Origin of the sequence: Serratia sp. BW106 (assembly GCF_002607755.1) — a bacterium.
Classification (GTDB): domain Bacteria; phylum Pseudomonadota; class Gammaproteobacteria; order Enterobacterales; family Enterobacteriaceae; genus Serratia; species Serratia proteamaculans.
On the sequence record NZ_MCGS01000021.1, the window covers coordinates 71,165 to 89,824 of the forward strand.

An 18,660-nucleotide genomic window follows, 5' to 3' on the forward strand; every position below is an offset into this window, starting at 1 on the left:
ATATCAAGACGGGCTGTCAACCCGTGGCGCTGTGTGGTCAAAGGGGGACGACGTGTTAAAGCCGGCTGTTTGGCAAGCAGAGCGATGCTCCTGAAAGTTATTGACCGGCTGAGCATCACACGCCATCTTTGTTAGTCATATCGGCATTATTTTGACTGATGGTTCTTAAAAACAGGATGGTTGGTATGGGGCGAGTCACCTTTGATCTCGACGATTTGCGCAGTTACGTGACCGGCATTGAGCTAGGCAGTTTCGCAAAAGCGGCGGAGCGGCTGGGACGATCTACCTCGGCGGTCAGCGCGCATCTGAAAAAGCTTGAGCAGCAGGTGGGTAGCCCGATCCTGCGTAAGTCCGGGCGCGGCATGGTGATGACCGAGGCCGGTGAAATCCTGCTGGGCTATGCCCGTCGTTTGCTGGAGTTGAATGATGAGGCCGCGACCGCAGTGCGCGGGCTGGACCTGCACGGCACTGTCAGGCTGGGTTTGCAGGAAGACTTCGGGGAAACCTTTTTACCGCAGGTCTTGGGCAGTTTTGCCCGAGCGCATCCGCGAGTGCGTATCGAAGCACGTATCGCCCGCAATACCGAACTGCTCGAGTGGGTGTTGAAAGGGCAACTGGATTTGTCGCTGGCGTGGGACGGCGGTATCAGCACGCCGTTTTATCAGACATTGGGTCAGCGGCAGATGCACTGGATTGCCTCATCCCATTTTGAACTGACGCCATGGAGCCAGGGAGATGAACCGCTGCCACTGGTGATGTTTGATGCTCCATGCCTGATGCGCAGCGCGGCGATTAAGGCGCTGGATCGTGCCGGTATTCCCTGGCGTATCGCCTTTACCAGCCACAGCCTGAACGGCGTGTGGGCCGCGGTCAGCGCCGGATTAGGGGTGACGGTGCGCACCGACGCCGGGCTGCCGTCGGGACTGTCCCTTTTACCACCTGACGTGTTACCGCCGCTAAATCAGCTAGGCGTGGTGCTGCACCGTGCCGAAGAAAACCCGTCAGCGGCGATCCAGCGTTTGGCGCAGATCGTCGCCGATCGGATCAACGGTTAGTCCTGATCGATCGGCTGTTTGCCGCTCAGTGCACCCCATTCACTCCAGGCACCGTCGTACAGCTTTACCTGCGGCGCAGCCAGCGACAGCAGGCCGAATGCCAGCACTGCCGCCGTCACGCCGGAGCCACAACTGGTGATGATCGGCCCGTCGATATTCACGCCCTTGTCGCTGAAGGTTTTCTTCAGTGCTTCCAGCGATTTGAAACGACCGTTTTCCAGCAGTTCGCCGTAAGGAATATTGATGCTGCCGGGGATATGACCGCGGTGCAGACCTGGACGTGGCTCTGGGGCTTCGGCGTAAAAACGCGGTGCGGCGCGCGCGTCCAGGATTTGCACCTCAGTGTTCAGCGCCTGTTCTACCTGCTGCATATTGACGACCGCGTCGGCATTAAAGCGGGCGTTGAAGGTTTGCGGCGTGCGCTGCGCAGCACCGGTCGCCAGCGGTTGGCCCAGTGCCGTCCAGCCGTTCAGGCCTTCGTCCAGCACATAAACCTGCTGGGCACCAAAATTACGGAAGGTCCACCAACCGCGCGGGGCCGAGAACTGATTGCCCTCATCATAAAACACGATGGTCTGTTGCTCGCTGATGCCCAATTTACCCACCGCTACGCTGAATTCCTCTGCCGTCGGCAGCATATGCGGCAGCGTGGTGTTTTTGTCCGCGACGTCATCGATATCGAAATACACCGCGCCCGGGATATGGCCGCGTTCAAATTCAGCGAGCATGTCTTTCTTCGGCACCAGGCCGACCGGGGACATCCTGACATCAACCACGACCAGGTTTTCATCGTTGATATGTTGTGCAAGCCATTGTGGAGTAACCAGAAACGGAGAGTTCATCGTTATTTTTCGCCTGTGGTGAAAACGGTTTTTCACTATACACCAGCCGCTTTGGCGATGTGATCCATCCGCAGAAATTATCAGGCCGACTCGGACGTTAGCGAGGCGACGATGCTGCCCAAAGCCGCCTGTGAAGCTGCCTCAAAGGCAGGGTTAGCCTCTGCCGCTTTATTCTCCGCCAGCAGCGTCTGCAGACCGACCAACCAGTCGTAGATATAAAACGCGGTATTTCTTGCCGGTGTCGGTGCCAGTTTGGTTAACCGCTGTTGGTTACCCCAGTCGACGGCGGGCTGTGGCGGTGGGGTAAAGATCGGCTGGCCGTGATTAATCCGGCTGGCGGGGCGTAACTTCGCTTCACGCTGCTGGAAGCCCAACCAGGTGACAAAATCACCCAATATCGCCAACGCCTGGCTGACCTGTCGGTCTTCAGCTTGCTCCGGCAACGCCCCGGCAGATAATGTGCGCTCCAGCGATTCGGCCATCTCCAGCCGGCAGGCTGCGGTGATCAAGGCATCGACCAGCATCTCCAGATGCTGTTTCCCAACGCCCAACAATGCCAGCAGTTGGGCATTATCCGGCAGACCGCGCAGATGGTTTATCCAATCCGTAAACACCCGTTGGGCAAACGACTCACCGCCATGCCCGGTGGGCGCAATGGCGGCCACAACTTCCTCACCAAACAGGTCGATCTCAACATCAAATGGGGGAGGACTGGACACCGGCGCGGGCGAACTATGCCGTTGTTGGTTATAGAGTTGGCGCAAGGTATCGCACTGCGGCAGCAGCCATTCGAGCAGTTCGCCGTGCAGGCCGGCTTGCGCCTGCAATCTGCGCAGCAGGTGCTGGGTGCGTTGTTGCATTGACGCGCTGTCTGCCGCGTGGAGCCAGTTGCCGAGCAGGCTTTCAGACAGTTCACGTCGCAGTTCCTGCTGTTGTTCAAGGATGCGATGCTGTTTCAATGTTGGGCACGCCTGTGCGGCCAGCCAGGCCACCATGCGCTGGCAGTCGCTTTCATCCATCGCCAGCAGGGTTGCCCAGCTTTCGCCCGGTTCACCAACATAACGTTGAACGGCGTCGTCGGGGCGTGATTTCCCGGCCTGACGCGAGTCAAATTCTGTGACCGCCCAGATTAAGCCCGGCTTGCGACGGCTGCGTAGCTCTGGGTTTTCTCCCTGAGTTTGTCTGACCCAATAAGCCAGCGCGTTGCCCGTTCTGCTGGCATCTTGCGGCGTACGGGCCGCATCGGTCACCAACAGCAGGTTGGCGTGCAGGCCATCGGCCGCGAGAATCAACAGGTTGGCGCGTTTTGCCTGCTGCATGCGTTGAATCAGCCCAGCGCCCGGGCAGGGGCTGCCGGTCGGCAGGTCCAGCAGTTCGATAGGGTTCGGCAACCCGCCGCTTTCCCTCGGTGGCAAGGTGCTGGTCACCGAGGCAGCCAGCCAGGCCAGATCGGTCAGTGCGATGTCCACTGCGGTGCCTTGCTCCGTCAATACGGCAAGTTTTACCTCGGCTGGCGTTGGGATAGCCTGGGCCTGCAGGATGCCGCCATCCTGACTCAATACCTGGCGAGGGGCATACACCCGTTCGCCGTGCCCCAGGCGGTGTAAAGCATGCGTCAACTGGCGATAACAACTCGTCAGTAGCGGATCCTCACCCCAGAGCGGCGCGAACAGCCTGGCTCGGTCGTCAACGTTCAGACAGGGGGCCAGCGAGATGGCATATGGCCAGAAGTGTTTATCCAGCGGCGTTTGCCATTTGCCGCCCTGATGGCGAAGGTTGTCCCACAGCGCCACCATGGCGTTGCTGTCCAGGCCGCCGATCGCCATGGGCTGGCGGTGGCGTTCCAGTTTGTGCAGATGTGTGGCCATGGCGCGGGCATCCCAATCCGGGCGAAAGCCGCCATTCAGGGCGCTGGCGATCATCATGGCAACCAACTGTGCTTCATCAAGCAGGGAAACGGCAACGGGATAAGAAGGCGGATTTTGGGCATCACCAGAGCAATAGCGTACGGCCAGCGTGGCATCTTCGCTCAGTAACCTGGCACCGGGTGCCAGCGCGGCTAACAGGTGGGCCTTGGCTGCGGCGTTATGGCCATAAAGGCCAATGGCCAGGGGCTGATGCTGGGCTTTGTCCAACTGCCTGGCCCGGTTGTAGCTGCGGCGCAGGCGGATCGTCAGATTATCGGCTTCCCGGTTCAGCCGAGTGGACTGCTGCCGGGTGGCGGCCACCCAGTCAATCGCCTGCGTGATGCTGTTGCCGAGGCGGTTTAGCGGCTCAGGCCGGCTGGAAGTGATAGGTTTCATGGTTGATAAAGGCTCCCGCTGTCGATCCAATAATGGGTTGCGCCAGAGGCGCTGGCCGCCAGGGTATTGAGTTTGAGTTGCAGATGATGCGCGGGAACCGGCGTGCCGTCGGTCAATCGGGCTTCGGCAATGCCGACGCCTTCGGCTCCCTGCCCATCGTTACCGGTCAGGATCAGTCGCAGGCTGATGACCGTATCACCGGCCAGTTTGCGCGCCAATGGGGCATCGGTGATGGTCAGCGTGTAGAGCGGGGATGCCGGCCAGCGTTCATTGTCCAATTGACGGAATCCGAGGCGCAGAGGGCCGCGTAGCTGGAAGCAGTTGTCGGCATCCAACGCGAAGTCTGCGCGATCCAGATCGATATCGCGATAGTAGACATTATCGTCCGCCAGCAGGTTATTGCTATCCAGCATGCCCAGATGACGAACGGTGGAATAGGGTTGGAAGTCGCCGACGTTAAAATAAAAAGTCTCCAGCCGCAGGTCGATCGCCAACAGGCACAGCATGGCACCCACGGCAGCGGTTGATTTGGGGTTATCGATACGCCCGCGTTTGTTAAACGGGTACCAACTGCGGGTGTGATAACCCTCAAGCGGCAAAATTCGGCTGGCGGGCAGCGGCTGCAGGTGACGCAGCAGCGCCTGAACACCCGGAAAACGTGCCGGGCGGCCGGTCAATAGCAACACATCGCAGGTATACAACGCCACCACCTCGCAAAGCAGGCGCAGGCAGTGACTGATGCCGATCCGGTCAGACAGGAAAGCGCTGTGCAGGGCACCCAGACGGATAACCAACGGGGTTTGCAGAATGTCGAAGGCGTCAACGCCGGATCCACGCTGAACTTCGTCATTGATAAACGCCAATACCTGTGGCGTAGGGGGCTGCGGCAGCAGTTCGCCCAGGCTGGCGGCGATTTCCGCGTGGGCATCCAGCGGATCGTAATCCTCATAAGCACTGAGCAGCGCACGCCCGGCGGGCATGAAAATCTGCAGCGTGGCCTGCTGGCGCAGGGTTGAAAACCCATCCATACGGCCCTGGTTGCCAAACAGCTTGTCCATCATCACCGGCGTTGCGCCGACCCCGGCCTGTTCGAATGCCTGCTGTACGGCGGGCAAGATAAATTGCTGAATGACATCCAGCAAAATGTCGTCACCGGCGACCTTAAATCCTTCACGGAACAGCAGACGCGGATTGATTTTGATGTTGTTGCCCACGCCATCGTCCAGTGTGTATTGGGTGATGGCCAGATCGGTGGTGCCGCCGCCCACGTCGATAGAGGCGATGCGCAGCGTTTTTCCCTGTTGTTCTCCCGCCACCAGCGGCCGGTCCGGGCGGGCCATGGCGGCAAAAAAGGCGTCGGTGCGGCCGGCAAAATTCACCTGAGTTTCGTTATACAGATAAACCATCTGGCCGCAGGTGGCTTCATCCCATTCCATATGCACCTGTGGCACCGGCATGCGGGCTTGCTCGCCGTTGAACGGGGCATCCAGCGGGTGCCAACCCAGGGCTTTCCATATCAGGCCAATCGCTTCCTGCATGCGGCGGCGGAAAATTTCGCGCTCTGGCTTGGGCATCGCCGAAGGCAACGTCAGGATAATAGTACGCAGACGGCGTGGGGCGGCGGTATTCGGCATTTTAATCCGCTGGGCGACGCTGTTGATTTGCATCAGTGCCTGCGCCAACAATTCGGTCAGCATCAGGGTCATGACCGAACTGCGGCTATAGTGGGCGGCAAATACCGGCAGTCGCTGATCCACAGGTAGCGCAGACAGAGGTAAACCTTCATCGTTGATCAGTGAGGTCAATGGCGCAGCGGCGGCCATCGGCTCTTGTTTGCTGTTAAAACGCCAGCCGGGCGCATAACGTTCTTCATCCCACAGGTAGCGACGCGGGCTGGAAATCCCGGTGGTGCCTTCGGTGCCTTCCCGCCGCAGTGCCAGTTGCATGGCTTCCCGGCCCACGCGGGTGATGGAAGGCCAGCTAAAGGCGTCATCGCGTCCGCTTTGGAATGAAAGGTGGGGTTTGCCAAATGAGGCTTGGGCAAACTCTACCCGGCTTTCAAATAATTCGTGGTAAACGCAGTGCGGCGCGGACAGTGAACGTAACTGCAGTTCATTGGTCTGTTTCAGGCCATTACTTTCATGCGGGTGATCTTCGACCAGCACCCCACAGGTGTGAGAATTGCCGACGTCCAAAATCAGATCTACGGCGATCGCGGGTTGTTGTGGTGTCTCCCCGATGATTTTTATCTGCGGGACGGTTAATTGGCTGCCGAGCAGATTCAACAGATTGAGGTAGTGCGCCTGATATTCGAAGGTTTTCAGCCCGGCGTTTATTGCCGTTTCGCTGCGGTGCTCCAGCTGGGTCGCGGATTGGCTAAAGACTTCACGCAGCCAGCTGTCTACCCAGGTCAGGTCAAGAAACTCGCCCAACTGATGGTTTTGATAGCCCAGCGAGAAGCTGAGCCCGGTATTGAGATCGCTTTCACCTGGGGCAAGCGCCTCCTGGCCCGCAGAGGCGAGTCGGGTATCAAAGGCCAATACCACCCGCAGCAGGTTGCCGTCCTGATCGGGGTTATCCAGTAACAGAATCTGCATCCGGGCCCAGTTATCCGGCCCGGATAAAAACACCCCTGATGAAGTGCGACGAAAGAAGGGCAGCGGCAGCCAGGTTTGATCCAACAACTGCAGCGATTGCTGCAAGGGGAAGCTGAACTCCGGGCGAACCACTTCGGGAGTCTGTCCCGGTTGGGCGGGCAACAGGTATTTGCCGCTGTCGGCATCCCATTGCAGGCGCAGTAGCGGGCCGCTGGCCGTTTGGCGAACAAACTTGCCCGGAAACTCATCATCCAAAACCGGCGTCAGAGCAAAGTCCAAAAATTGGATACCGCTGTCCTGGATCAGCGTAATGCTGTGTGGGTAATCGGTAAGGGTGGCCAGCATTATTTACTCTCGCGTTTTAACATCATGGGGTAGACCGTATCTGCATCGTAACGACCGACGCATTCTGCCGGGCCGGTCTCATTTTGCTTGCAGATGATTTCCGGCATCTGGTAGCGGCTGCCGTCGCTGCATCGCGCTTTGGTACGGCTGTTAATCACCAGATTGCCGGACTGCATCAGCCCGGCCTCAATCGGTACCCGGCAGCTGATGCCATCGCCGTAGGTAATGCTGGCACTGCCTTTACCTGCGTTGATGCGGTATTGCAGGCTGGGACGCTTACCGGTGGGGAGATCCTTCAGCGCTACAGTGGCCCGCCATTTACCGTTCAGAAAGCGGGTCGAACCGGCTTTGACCGAATCGGCGGGCAACACCAGCGCATGCTTGTCCGCCGACGGCAAGACCACCGGCACCGGTGCTGCTGGCATCAGCGTGGCCGGTGCTAACGGCAGTTGCAGCTTGAACACTGGTGTGACGGTGCGCGGCGGCGGCGCCGGTGGTTGTGCCACCGGGGGCGTAGCAGGTGGGGCACTCGGTTGGCTCAGCCAACCTGCCAGCAGGGTAATCAGCATGAGCGCCGGCAATATCCACACGTAGCGACGCCATTGGCGGCGCGGTTGCGTCGGTGTGGCGGCAACCGACGATTTAACCTCTGGCTCTGGGGCGGTTTTTGCTGTGGGGACTGCCATCGGCCTTGGTGCGGCGGCGATCGGTGTCGGTTTTTCTTTCGCAGTTTCGGCCGGTCGCAGACACGCCAGCGGGTCGTCCTGGCACTGAGCCTGTGGCTTGATAAAACCCCAAAAGGTCAGTACCGGTTTGCCGTCAACCAGATAGACATGGTTGGGGTCAGGAATTTGCATTGCTTTGGCCAACAATGCGCCAAACAGGCGGTGGCTGGGGTGTTCGGCTGTCTGTGTTTGAGCGACCAGCAAACGCAAGGTTGTCAGGCTTTGTTCCAGCAGATGTACGGCCTGCGCGCGTTGGGCATCACTCGCCGTCAACCAGGACGTGACTTTCCCCGGAAAGGGGGAGTACCAGTCAATGCGGGTACCCGTCTCGTTCGGCTGCGGGATCGCCAGGCAGTCGGCGGCTTGCTGCTGTTGGCGAATGCGTAATGTTTCCCGCAACTGCTGCGCGCAGGCATAAACCGGTTGCCCATTCTCGCCCAATGCAAGTACGTCATCTAAACTGCCACTGCGTAAAAAGGGTTTCACCACGGCAAAAAACCTTGTCCTGTTCTGCTAAAACGTGCAAACAGCCATAGTAACCCGGGGTCTGAGCGGTCAAACGGCTAAGGACAGGCGTAAAATGCAGTTCTTTAAGAGGATCAACATGTCGCAGATGGATAACCTGGACTTTGGCGGTGCAAAAATCGCGCTGTTGTGCGGCGATAACGTGCTGACCTACCAGCGCGATGACAAGGCGGATATTCCCTGGCCCGGCTGTTGGGATTTACCCGGTGGCGGGCGTGAGGATGATGAGACGCCGCTACAATGCGTGCAGCGGGAAACGCGGGAGGAGTTCGGCCTGCAGATTGACACGCAGCAGGTGAGCCACGGGCAGTGTTACCAGGGTATTTTTCCTGGTTACCCACCGACCTGGTTTATGTTGGGCAACATCACGCCGGAGCAGATTGCCAGCATACGCTTTGGCGATGAAGGGCAGCGCTGGCAGATGATGACCATCGACAGCTTTATTCATCATCCGCAGGGCATTTCGCACCTGCAACAGCGGCTGGCGCAACATTTGCGGCGTTAAGCCCCTTCCAGCGCCTCAATCCGGGCGATCAGCGCGTCGAGCTGACGATCGGAAAACACCTCAATGCCGTTCTGGCGCAGCAGTTCGGCGGTGACGCCGCTGCCGGGCTTGGTCTGGCCGCTGAAAGAACCGTCGTAGATAAATTGGCTACCGCAGGATGGGCTGCCGTCGGTAAGCAGGGCAAAGCGACAGCCGTGCCGTTGTGCTGTCTCCAGTGCCAGATGGGCGCCAAGCAGATAGCTGGCGGTGACGTCACCGCCGCTGACTTCAACCACCCGCGCCCGTTGGGCTAGTACGGTAGCACCTTCGGCGGCAGGCGTGATTTCTGCCGAGGGACGTGGGGTGGAAAAGCCGGCGGCCAGCTCCGGGCAGCAAACCACCAGGCGGCCTTCGCGCTGCCAGCGCAGCAGCGTGGCATTGAACAAGGGTTTGTCGGAAGCGTTATAGCGAACTTTAAAACCGGCCAGGCAGGCGCTGAATAAAATCTTTGACGGCATGAGGTCTGTCTCTGTCACAGGGGCGAAAGCGTGGGACAGGCGACCCACGCGCGCGGCTTTAACATAGCAGAATCATTCCGCCGATGGCAGCGCCAGACGATTAATCTCCCCAGGCTCGACGATCCGCAGCGTTGTTTCGTGTCGCGCCACGGCCAGCATCGCCAGCCCGACGCGTTCGGTGGTGGTGACCTGATTGGGGAACAGCCGCAGCGCGCCGAACCACAGCGGTTTCAATAGCCGATACAGCAGATCATAAACACGGGTTCTGGAACGGATACCGTGCAGTGGCACAATAGCGCCGGGACGAAACATTACCGCATGAAACGGCAAGGCCAACAGGGCATTCTCGGTGGCCCCTTTGACCCTGGCCCACATGCTGCGACCGCCTTCGCTGCTGTCGGTGCCGACGCCGGAGACATAAATAAAGGTCATCGCCGGGTTTAACCGTGCCAAGGGGCGACCGGCGGCCAGCGTCAGATCGTAAGTCAGCGTGCGGTAGCGTGCTTCGCTCATGCCGGCCGAGGAGACGCCCAGGCAAAAAAAGCAGGCGTCGTAACCGGCAAGCTGGGCTTCTACGGCGGATAAATCACTCAGGTCAGGCAGCGTCAGTTGCCGCAATTTGGCATGGCTTTGCGCCAGCATGGTGCGGCCGATGCTGAGTACTTCACTCACCTGTGGGTCACGCAGGCATTCGCGCAGCGCACCCTGGCCGACCATACCGCTGGCACCAAAGATAATCACTCTCATGGTCTGTTCTCCCTGGGGCTGGCAAGGCGTTGGCTGCGCCAGCGGTTCGGCGTTTGCGCTTCCCACTGTATAAAGGCGCGGCTGAACGAATTCAATTCTTCAAATCCGAGCACAAAGGCGATTTCCCCCGGCTCCAGATCGGTTTCCGCCAACAGTTGGCAGGCGGTACGGTGGCGGGTTTTATCCAGCAATTGCTGATAACTGTAGCCATGCTGTTGCAAGCGACGTTGCAGGGTGCGCGGGCTGACATACAGCTCGGCAGCCACGCTGTTAACGCTCGGGCGCTGGCCGCGCATGCTGCGCCCCAGGATCGCCATCACCTGGCTGGGCAGATCGTCGCTCTGCAATGACCTGGCCAGTTCGGCTTCCAGCCCCGGCAGCAGCACCGCCAGCATGTCCTGATTGTAGGTGATGAAGGGCTGGCGCATCAGCGCTCGGTCAAACACCAGTACATCCAGCGGAGCATTGAAATGCACCGGACAACCGAAGTGGCGCGACAAAGGCGAAGCCGGATCCGGTCGCCGGGTCAGTTCGATCGCCCGTGGTCGTATCGCCTGTCCGGTGCCACGGCGGCACAGGGTGATGATGGAGGCGAACATGGCATCAATCAGCATCTCCGGCGCATGGCTTTCGGTCATGGTCCAGCGGGTGTGCAGGCGGATACTGTCGCCATCTTCGACCAACATCAGCTCTTCCGGGCACAGCAGCCGTTTGTAACGGGCAACCTTTTGCAGCGCTTCTCCGAGAGTGGCGGAGTGCAGCGCAGCGACCGAAGCAATATCATAATGCTCTGGCGATATGTCGCCGCCCAGGCGCAGGCCGAAGGCGTTGTCGTCGGCCAGTTGGGCGAGGGCGCGCCAGGTATCGAAGAACTGTCGGGTGGACAGCTTGACCTTCTCTCGCCGCCCGCTGAGCAGCCCGCCAGGCAGGCCGGCCAGTTGGCCGACCCGTTCGATATCCACGCCCATCGCGGCCAGGCGAGCCGATACCGCGCTGGACAGGGAAATCTGATCGCTGCTCATTGCTACTCCTTATAATTTACCGGCCACCAAGGCTGCCATGGTGGCGTGATCTGGTTGGCTATCTTCCCGGTCGGTGCTCAGACTGAGCGTTCGGAAGGCGATATCTTCCGCTTGACGCGCCGTTAACACCTGTTGGGCCATCTGCACAGCGTCGCTGCCCAGCAGCAGGCGCAGCGGCGGCTCGTTCATTGATGCCAGTTGCAGGATCACCTGCGCGGCCTTGGCCGGATCGCCAGGCTGATGGCCGTTATGCTGCTGCAGGTACTCCAGCATTGGGTTGAAGAGTGGCTGGTAAGCTGAGCCGATCGGCGCGATGGCCATCGACGAGCCCGCCCAGTCGGTGCGAAAACCGCCCGGTTCTACCATCGTAACCTTCACGCCGAACGGGGCGATCTCTTTCGACAGCGATTCGGAGAAGCCTTCGACCGCCCACTTGGCGGTATGGTAGGCGCTGAGCCCCTGCATCCCCAGGCGAGCACCGATGGTCGAAATCTGAATGATATGGCCGCTGCTTTGTTGACGCAGTATCGGCAAAGCGGCGCGGGTGACGTTGAATACGCCGTAAAAATTAGTGTCAACCTGAGCACGGAAATCGGCCTCATCGGCTTCTTCCACCGGCGCAATATTTCCGTAACCGGCGTTGTTGACCAGCACGTCGAGTCGACCGAAGTGTTCGACCGCCGTTTGCACCGCGCGTTTCGCGGCGGCGGCATCGGTAACGTCCAGTGCGACGGTGATAACCCGGTCGCCGTAGCGATCAATCAGTGGCTGTAACTGCTGTGGTTGGCGTGCGGTAGCGACCAGACGATGCCCGGCTTCCAGCACCGCTTGCGCCAGCTGCTGGCCCAGACCGCGTGAACTGCCAGTGATTAACCATACTTGAGACTGAGACATAAAACCTTCCTTACCTGTTCATTGGGTGAGGTTTCACTCTAGAAGGTTAGACGCTGTGCGGATAATCCGATCACGCCAACATTTAATCCGATCGCGCCAATGTGTTTTCGAACGTCAGCATTAACTGTTGGATGGTTGCGCCGACCCGCAGTACCGCTTGTTCAATCTCGGGCATCAGTTTAGGTGCATAGGCATAATTGATGCGCAGACAGTTACGGTATTTGCCGGAGGCGGAAAAAATACTGCCGACCGCGATCTGTACACCCTGCTGCTCCAGATGACGGTTCAGCCGCAGGGTATCGAACTCTTCGTCCAACTCAATCCACAGCATAAAGCCACCTCGTGGCTGGCTGACTCGGGTACCGGGCGGGAAATATTTCATAATCCAACCGGTCATCACGTCGCGGTTTTGTTGGTAGCGGGCACGCATACGCCGCAGGTGCTGCAGGTAGTGGCCGTGACGAATAAATTCGGCAATCGCCAGCTGTGGCTGGGTAGCCGTGGAGCCGGTACCGATATATTTCATGTGCAGCACGCGCTCCAGATAGCGCCCGGGGGCGATCCAGCCGATGCGCAGACCGGGTGCCAGCGTTTTTGAAAAGGAACTGCACAGCAGTACCCGGCCGTCTTCGTCGAAGGATTTGATGGTGCGTGGGCGGGGGTATTGATAGGCGATATCGCCATACACGTCATCTTCAATGATCGTCACGTCAAAGCGCTGTGCCAGCGTCAGCAAACGCTTTTTGCGCGCCTCCGGCATGATGTAACCCAGCGGGTTATTACAGTTGGGGGTCAACAGGATGGTTTTGATCGGCCACTGCTCCAGCGCCAATTCCAACGCTTCCAGGCTGATGCCGGTCAGCGGATCGGTGGGGATCTCCAGCGCCCGCATGCCCAAGCCTTTCAAGGTCTGCATGGTGCCGTGAAAACAGGGGGAGTCAACCGCCACAATATCCCCCGGTTGGCATACGGCGCGCAGCCCGGCAGACAGCGCTTCGTGACAACCGGTGGTGATCACCAACTGGTCGGCATCAATCTGGCAACCGGAATCCAGCAGCAGGCGGGCAATTTGCTCACGTAACCCCACCACGCCCTGAATGCTGTCGTAATGCAGGCTACGCAGGTCGCCGTGGCGGCCCGTGTGTCCCAGTGCTTTCACCAGGGGTTTCAGCGTGGGTTCGCTGATATCCGGCATGCCTCGGCCCAGTTGAATCAGGTCTTCGCGCGGCTTGTTGCGGATCAGCTCCAGTACCTGCTCCCACTGCGAAATATCGACCGGTCGCTGCACCGGGCGGGTCACGGCGGGCAGTTCGGCCAGGGTACGCCGTGCTTGCACAAAATAGCCCGACTTCGGTCGCGCCTCCACCAGTTGGCTCTCCTCCAGCAGGCGGTAGGCCTGTTGCACTGTACTGATGCTGACGCCGTGCTCCTGGCTTAGCATGCGCACCGAAGGCAGACGATCGCCTGCGGGGTAAAGCCCCTGTTCTATGCGTTGACTGAGGATGGCGGCCAGCGTGGCGTAGCGTGTCATACAGATGCCCAAAATGAGAGTGAATGAGGAAAATACCGGTACAGATGAGGTTAAATTAGACCATTCAGACAGGCAGAGACAGCTTTTGTATGGAAAAAATATTGCAGGCTTGAATCTGTATTGTTTTTTGCCCACACAGCATCATGGTTCCAGTGCAAAACTGAAGGAGAACCTGATGATGACTGTATCTGCAGAGTGCCTACCGGCCCGGCGTCGGGCGACTTTTTCTCGCTGGCATTTGTACCTGCAACGCTACCACACGCGTCAATCGCTGTTGTTATTGGATGATGTGCAGTTGGCGGATATTGGCCTGACGCGCTCTGACGCACGACGGGAAGGGCGTAAACCTTTTTGGCGACGTTAGAGGCTGAAGCGAGCCTGAGCCTCTTGTGACAGGGTTTCAATGAACCACCCTAATTTGGAATGAAAAGTTCATTTCTAACCGCCGGGCCAGTTTATGCTGGCCCGGATTTTTATTGTTTCATCCAAGCCTGCAAGCTTTTATGAACGGCATCACGATTATCATCTTTATTTTCTCCCTCACTTGTTATTGAAATTTATATTTCATATAAACACCTATCAGATGGTGCGTTTCATTGTGCGCGCCAACATGCTAAGGCTATCGGTAACGGGAGAAGGGAATGAAACAGGTTCGCGTTGGTTTAATTGGCACCGGCTACATTGGACGCTGCCACGCTATTGCTTATGCGCAGGCTGCCACGGTATTTCCGCTGAAAGGGGAACTGGTGCTGGAAATGCTGGCGGAAGTGACGCCGGAGCTGGCGCAACAGCGCGCGGCTGAATTTGGTTTCTCGCGCTCGACCGGTGACTGGCGTCAACTGGTAGCCGACCCGGCGATAGATGTGGTGGATATCTGTGCGCCCAACTTCCTGCATAAAGAGATGGCGCTGGAGGCGATCCGCCACGGCAAACACGTTTATTCTGAAAAACCGCTGGCGCTGGATGCCGCTGACGCCGCTGAAATGGTGCAGGCCGCGCGGGCCAAAGGTGTCAAAACGCTGGTGGGTTTCAACTACATGAAGAACCCGACCAGCCAATTGGCGCGTGAAATTATCGCCAACGGCGAAATTGGCGAAGTGGTGCATTTCTATGGCACCCACAACGAAGATTACCTCGCCGACCCACGTACGCCGATCGACTGGCACTGCCGCAAGGCGACGGCCGGGTTGGGGGCATTAGGCGACCTGGCGGCGCATATCGTGAATATGGCGCATTATCTGGTGGGAGATATCGTGGCAGTCTCCGGCGATATGCAGACCATCATCAAACAGCGTCCGGATGCGAAAGACCCGACGCTGATGCACCAGGTGGAAAACGAGGATCAGGCCAGTGCGCTGGTGCGCTTTGCCGGTGGGGCCATGGGCACTATCGAAACCTCACGTATTGCCTGCGGGCGCAAGATGGGGCTGACCTACGTAGTTACCGGCACCAAGGGCACGCTGAGTTACACCCAGGAGCGAATGGCGGAACTGAAGCTGTATCGTCACGATGAACCGGCGGAGCGTCAGGGGTTTAAAACCTTGCTGGTGGGGCCAAAGCATCCGGATTACGCGGCGTTTTGTATCAGTGCCGGGCATGGCATTGGCTTTAACGATCAGAAAACGGTGGAGATCCGCGATTTGGTTAACGGTATTGCCGCCGGTGATCGCATGTGGCCAGACTTTGAGGAGGGTTGGAAAGTGTCCTGCGTGCTGGATGCGATTGCCGCTTCTGCCGAGCAGCGCCGCTGGCTGGACATCAACCGCGACTGAGTGATGGACTCTGACGTTCACAAGTTGAGAGCGTCAGAGTTTAGTTGGTTAATAAGTTACTAGCTTAGTAACTTGATGAGTTGCCAGGTTGCCAGTCTGGTAACTTAAAACGCAAAGCACGAACAGCCGAACGCACCCCAGAAGGCATTCTCGTCTGAGATGGGAATGCTGGAGCGACGGGCGACATCATGCTGATGCGCATGCACACCGCAGGGCCCGCAGCACTGGTGTGCCTGGCTTAATACCCCGGTACGGCTAGCGGCGGCAGGCGGCGCAGAGCGATAATGTCCCGGCACCTGAGTGACCGGTGACCAGTCCGGCAGCACCGGTATTGCCGGTGGCGCCAGCGGTGAGAAGCTACCGGCGGCATAAACCACTTTGCCGTCTACCACCGTCATCACCGATTCAATCCCCTTGATCTGCTCTTCCGGCACGCTGAAATAGTCCTGCGACAGCACCGCCAGATCCGCCAACTGCCCAACCTTAATCTGGCCTTTTTTGCCTTGCTCGGTAGAGAACCAGGCACTGCCCTGAGTCCACAGCATCAGCGCCGTTTCACGATCCAACCGTGCGTTATCGTCGTACATGGCCATGCCGCCTACGGTTCGGCCGGAAACCAGCCAGTAGAGTGCGGTCCACGGGTTATAGCTGGCTACGCGGGTGGCGTCGGTACCCAGCCCAACCGGCAGTTCGGCTGCCAGCATTTTTGCCACCGGCGGTGTCTGTTTGGTGGCTTCTTTACCGTAGCGCTCTGCGAAATACTCCCCCTGGAATGCCATACGGTGCTGTACCGCAATACCGCCACCCAGTGCTTTCACCCGTTCGATATTGCGGTCGGAGATGGTCTCGGCGTGGTCGAAAATCCAGTGCAGACCGTTGAATGGAATTTCGCGGTTCACTTTTTCGAACACGTTCAGCATACGGCTGATGGATTCGTCATAGGTGGCATGCAGGCGGAATGGCCAGCGATGTTCGACCAGGTGGCGCACCACGCGCTCCAGTTCGTCTTCGGTACCTTCCGGCAGGTCCGGGCGGGGCTGCAGGAAGTCCTCGAAGTCGGCGGCGGAGAACACCAGCATTTCACCGGCGCCGTTATGACGGTAAAAATCGGTGCCCTGGCCAGGTTTCAGCATGTCGGTCCACAGCTTGAAATCCTCCAGTTCCTGTTTCGGCCGCTGGGTGAACAGGTTGTAGGCAATTCGCAGGGTCAACTGCTTCTTCTCGTGCAGTTCGGCGATCACCTGATAGTCATCGGGGTAGTTCTGGAAACCGCCGCCGGCATCGATAGCGCTGGTCAGCCCAAGGCGATTCAACTCGCGCATAAACTGGCGGGTCGAATTGACCTGCTGTTCCAGCGGCAGTTTTGGCCCTTTGGCCAGGGTGGCGTACAGGATCATCGCATTGGGTTTGGCAATCAGCATGCCGGTCGGGTTGCCGTTGCCGTCACGCTGAATTTCGCCGCCGGGTGGGTTGGGCGTGTCTTTGGTGTAGCCCACCACTTTCAGCGCTGCGCGGTTGAGCAGGGCGCGGTCATACAGATGCAGGATAAACACCGGAGTGTCAGGCGCCGCCTGATTGATTTCATCCAGCGTTGGCATGCGGCGTTCGGCAAACTGAAACTCGGTCCAGCCACCCACCACCCGTACCCATTGTGGGCTGGGGGTGCGCAGCGCCTGTTCTTTCAACATACGCAACGCGTCGGCCAGCGAGGGTACCCCCTCCCAGCGCAGCTCCAGGTTGTAGTTCAGGCCGCCGCGGATCAGGTGCAGGTGCGAGTCATTGAGGCCGGGTACCGTGGTGTGGCCGTGCAGGTCGATCACCTGCGTTTCTGGCCCTGCGTGTTGCATGACCTCGTTTTCACTGCCGACGGCGAGGAATTTGCCGTCGCGGATGGCGACTGCCTGGGCGGTAGGTGCCTGGCGATCGACAGTGTGAAATTTACCGTTGGTGATAATCAGGGAAGCATGGTTACTCATAACGTTCTCCCGGCAGGCCGCCTAACGGCGGGTTAGCCATTGATGAAATACACGGGTCACGATTGGCATCCAGAGGAACACCACCAGGGCAACCACGGTGGCGTCATTAAGAAAATGGCCGGTCAGCGTGCCGTTCAATTGCGGCAACAGCTTGCCCCAAAACCAGGGCACCAGATTGGTGGAAGGGAAGATCACCAACAGGGTGATCAAAAACTGTTTCCACTTGGCGGGCTGACGGGTAGTGGCACTCGGTGGCGTAAACCAGAATTCTGCACCGGGCCGAATTTCAATGCGGTCGCTCTCCAACAGCAGTGGCGAAACTTCCGCGATATAGCTTTTGCGCAGCGGCGAGTTAATCCACAGATAGAGATTGTCGAGGTTGTCAAAACGCACCAAAACGGTGTAGGCCTGCTCGTTACCGGTAGGGCGGATCACGTTAACGCCGAGGTGACCGGGAAAGTTGGCGGCCTCGGGCATAATGCGTTTTAGCCAGGCCTCGTAGGCCGGCTCCTGTCCCGGAGCCAAACGGTGTGTGATGACTAACGTGACATGCTGCGGGTGAGCCATAGCGATCCACTCCAGAAAAACCCCGGCGCATGGCCGGGGTGAAGGTTATTTTGCCACGCGTGCTGGAGCGTGATGCACCATGGTGTAAGCGTAGTCAACGCCCATGCCGTAAGCGCCGCTGTGTTCGCGCACCAGCGCCATGACTGCGTCGTAAGTCTCTTTGCGCACCCAGTCACGTTGGTATTCCAACAACACCTGCTGCCAGGTCACTGGGATGGCACCGGCCTGCACCATGCGATCGATCGAACGCTCATGGGCATCGACCGAGGTGCCGCCGGAGGTATCGGTGACTACGTAAACTTCATAGCCGGCCTCGAGTGCCATCAGCGCCGGGAAGGTCAGACAGACTTCGGTCCACAGGGCGGAAATTACCAGTTTTTTGCGGCCGGTGGCTTCCACCGCTTTCACAAAGGCGGCGTCTTCCCAGGAGTTCATCGAGGTACGTTCAATCGGGGTGATTTCAGGGTGAACCGCCAGCAGCTCCGGCCAGATGTAGCCGCTGAAACTCTCAGTTTCCACCGAGGTAAAAAGGGTAGGAACATTAAAAATCTTGCCGGCCTTGGCCAAACCGACCACGTTGTTTTTCAGTTGCTGGCGATCAATATTAGCCACGCCAAAAGCCATTTGTGGCTGGTGGTCGATGAAAATCAGTGCGGAATTATCTTTATCAAGTAATTGAAATTTAGACATGATTTACCTTCCCAGTGATACTTCGGTTTAACAGATGATGAATGTCATCTCGATAAAACGCATGGTA

The 18,660-nt window shown here is 58.6% G+C and carries 16 protein-coding genes; 4 read left to right on the forward strand and 12 right to left on the reverse strand.

The features are described 5' to 3' along the window. Positions 1-185 precede the first annotated feature (185 nt). A complete protein-coding gene (locus BEI65_RS14915) occupies positions 186-1,055 on the forward strand; it encodes a LysR substrate-binding domain-containing protein (protein ID WP_099064001.1) in 870 nt (289 codons plus the stop codon). On the opposite strand, the gene sseA is transcribed toward BEI65_RS14915, so the two are convergent. From sseA to BEI65_RS14935, 4 genes are all read right to left on the reverse strand, one after another. Beyond that, on the reverse strand, positions 1,052-1,897 hold the full coding sequence (gene sseA / locus BEI65_RS14920; protein WP_099064002.1) for a 3-mercaptopyruvate sulfurtransferase: 846 nt from the start codon (positions 1,895-1,897) through the stop codon (positions 1,052-1,054). The genes BEI65_RS14915 and sseA overlap by 4 nt on opposite strands. An 80-nt stretch (positions 1,898-1,977) precedes the next feature. Next, positions 1,978-4,200, reverse strand: coding sequence for a virulence factor SrfC family protein (locus BEI65_RS14925; protein WP_099064003.1), 2,223 nt, complete (start codon positions 4,198-4,200; stop codon positions 1,978-1,980). Beyond that, positions 4,197-7,142, reverse strand: coding sequence for a virulence factor SrfB (locus BEI65_RS14930; RefSeq protein WP_099064004.1), 2,946 nt, complete (start codon positions 7,140-7,142; stop codon positions 4,197-4,199). The genes BEI65_RS14925 and BEI65_RS14930 overlap by 4 nt, the downstream gene beginning before the upstream one ends. Beyond that, the gene (locus BEI65_RS14935) at positions 7,142-8,356 is read right to left on the reverse strand and encodes an SrfA family protein (protein ID WP_099064005.1); all 1,215 of its coding nucleotides are present in this window, start codon (positions 8,354-8,356) and stop codon (positions 7,142-7,144) included. Before BEI65_RS14935 ends, BEI65_RS14930 begins: the two co-directional genes overlap by 1 nt. A 124-nt stretch (positions 8,357-8,480) precedes the next feature. Between BEI65_RS14935 and BEI65_RS14940 the strand changes: the two genes are divergently transcribed. Continuing rightward, positions 8,481-8,897: an NUDIX hydrolase gene (locus BEI65_RS14940; protein WP_198404460.1), complete on the forward strand. Its 417-nt coding sequence runs from the start codon at positions 8,481-8,483 to the stop codon at positions 8,895-8,897. On the opposite strand, the gene BEI65_RS14945 is transcribed toward BEI65_RS14940, so the two are convergent. The 5 genes from BEI65_RS14945 to BEI65_RS14965 form a co-directional block, all read right to left on the reverse strand. After that, positions 8,894-9,394: a DUF523 domain-containing protein gene (locus BEI65_RS14945; protein WP_099064006.1), complete on the reverse strand. Its 501-nt coding sequence runs from the start codon at positions 9,392-9,394 to the stop codon at positions 8,894-8,896. The two genes, BEI65_RS14940 and BEI65_RS14945, sit on opposite strands and share 4 nt — an antisense overlap. Positions 9,395-9,466: 72 nt before the next feature. After that, positions 9,467-10,141 carry an epimerase gene (locus BEI65_RS14950; protein ID WP_099064007.1) on the reverse strand — a complete coding sequence of 225 codons (675 nt, stop codon included), beginning with the start codon at positions 10,139-10,141 and terminating at the stop codon, positions 9,467-9,469. Continuing rightward, positions 10,138-11,163: an AraC family transcriptional regulator gene (locus BEI65_RS14955; protein WP_099064008.1), complete on the reverse strand. Its 1,026-nt coding sequence runs from the start codon at positions 11,161-11,163 to the stop codon at positions 10,138-10,140. The genes BEI65_RS14950 and BEI65_RS14955 overlap by 4 nt, the downstream gene beginning before the upstream one ends. 9 nt (positions 11,164-11,172) lie before the next feature. Next, on the reverse strand, positions 11,173-12,057 hold the full coding sequence (locus tag BEI65_RS14960; RefSeq protein ID WP_099064009.1) for an oxidoreductase: 885 nt from the start codon (positions 12,055-12,057) through the stop codon (positions 11,173-11,175). 82 nt (positions 12,058-12,139) lie between these two features. Next, on the reverse strand, positions 12,140-13,588 hold the full coding sequence (locus BEI65_RS14965) for a PLP-dependent aminotransferase family protein (protein ID WP_099064010.1): 1,449 nt from the start codon (positions 13,586-13,588) through the stop codon (positions 12,140-12,142). Positions 13,589-13,763: 175 nt separating this feature from the next. On the opposite strand from BEI65_RS14965, the gene BEI65_RS14970 reads away from it, so the two are divergent. Beyond that, the gene (locus BEI65_RS14970; RefSeq protein ID WP_099064011.1) at positions 13,764-13,952 is read left to right on the forward strand and encodes a DUF1127 domain-containing protein; all 189 of its coding nucleotides are present in this window, start codon (positions 13,764-13,766) and stop codon (positions 13,950-13,952) included. Between the two features lie 277 nt (positions 13,953-14,229). Beyond that, on the forward strand, positions 14,230-15,360 hold the full coding sequence (locus tag BEI65_RS14975; RefSeq protein ID WP_099064012.1) for a Gfo/Idh/MocA family protein: 1,131 nt from the start codon (positions 14,230-14,232) through the stop codon (positions 15,358-15,360). Positions 15,361-15,464: 104 nt separating this feature from the next. On the opposite strand, the gene BEI65_RS14980 is transcribed toward BEI65_RS14975, so the two are convergent. From BEI65_RS14980 to BEI65_RS14990, 3 genes are read right to left on the reverse strand one after another with little or no spacing between them, the layout of a single operon-like run. Then, positions 15,465-17,336 carry an amidohydrolase gene (locus tag BEI65_RS14980; RefSeq protein ID WP_099064013.1) on the reverse strand — a complete coding sequence of 624 codons (1,872 nt, stop codon included), beginning with the start codon at positions 17,334-17,336 and terminating at the stop codon, positions 15,465-15,467. 21 nt (positions 17,337-17,357) lie between these two features. Continuing rightward, positions 17,358-17,903 carry an antibiotic biosynthesis monooxygenase gene (locus tag BEI65_RS14985; RefSeq protein WP_085115821.1) on the reverse strand — a complete coding sequence of 182 codons (546 nt, stop codon included), beginning with the start codon at positions 17,901-17,903 and terminating at the stop codon, positions 17,358-17,360. A 45-nt stretch (positions 17,904-17,948) separates the two neighbouring features. Continuing rightward, positions 17,949-18,593, reverse strand: coding sequence for a hydrolase (locus BEI65_RS14990; RefSeq protein ID WP_099064014.1), 645 nt, complete (start codon positions 18,591-18,593; stop codon positions 17,949-17,951). Positions 18,594-18,660 lie beyond the last annotated feature (67 nt).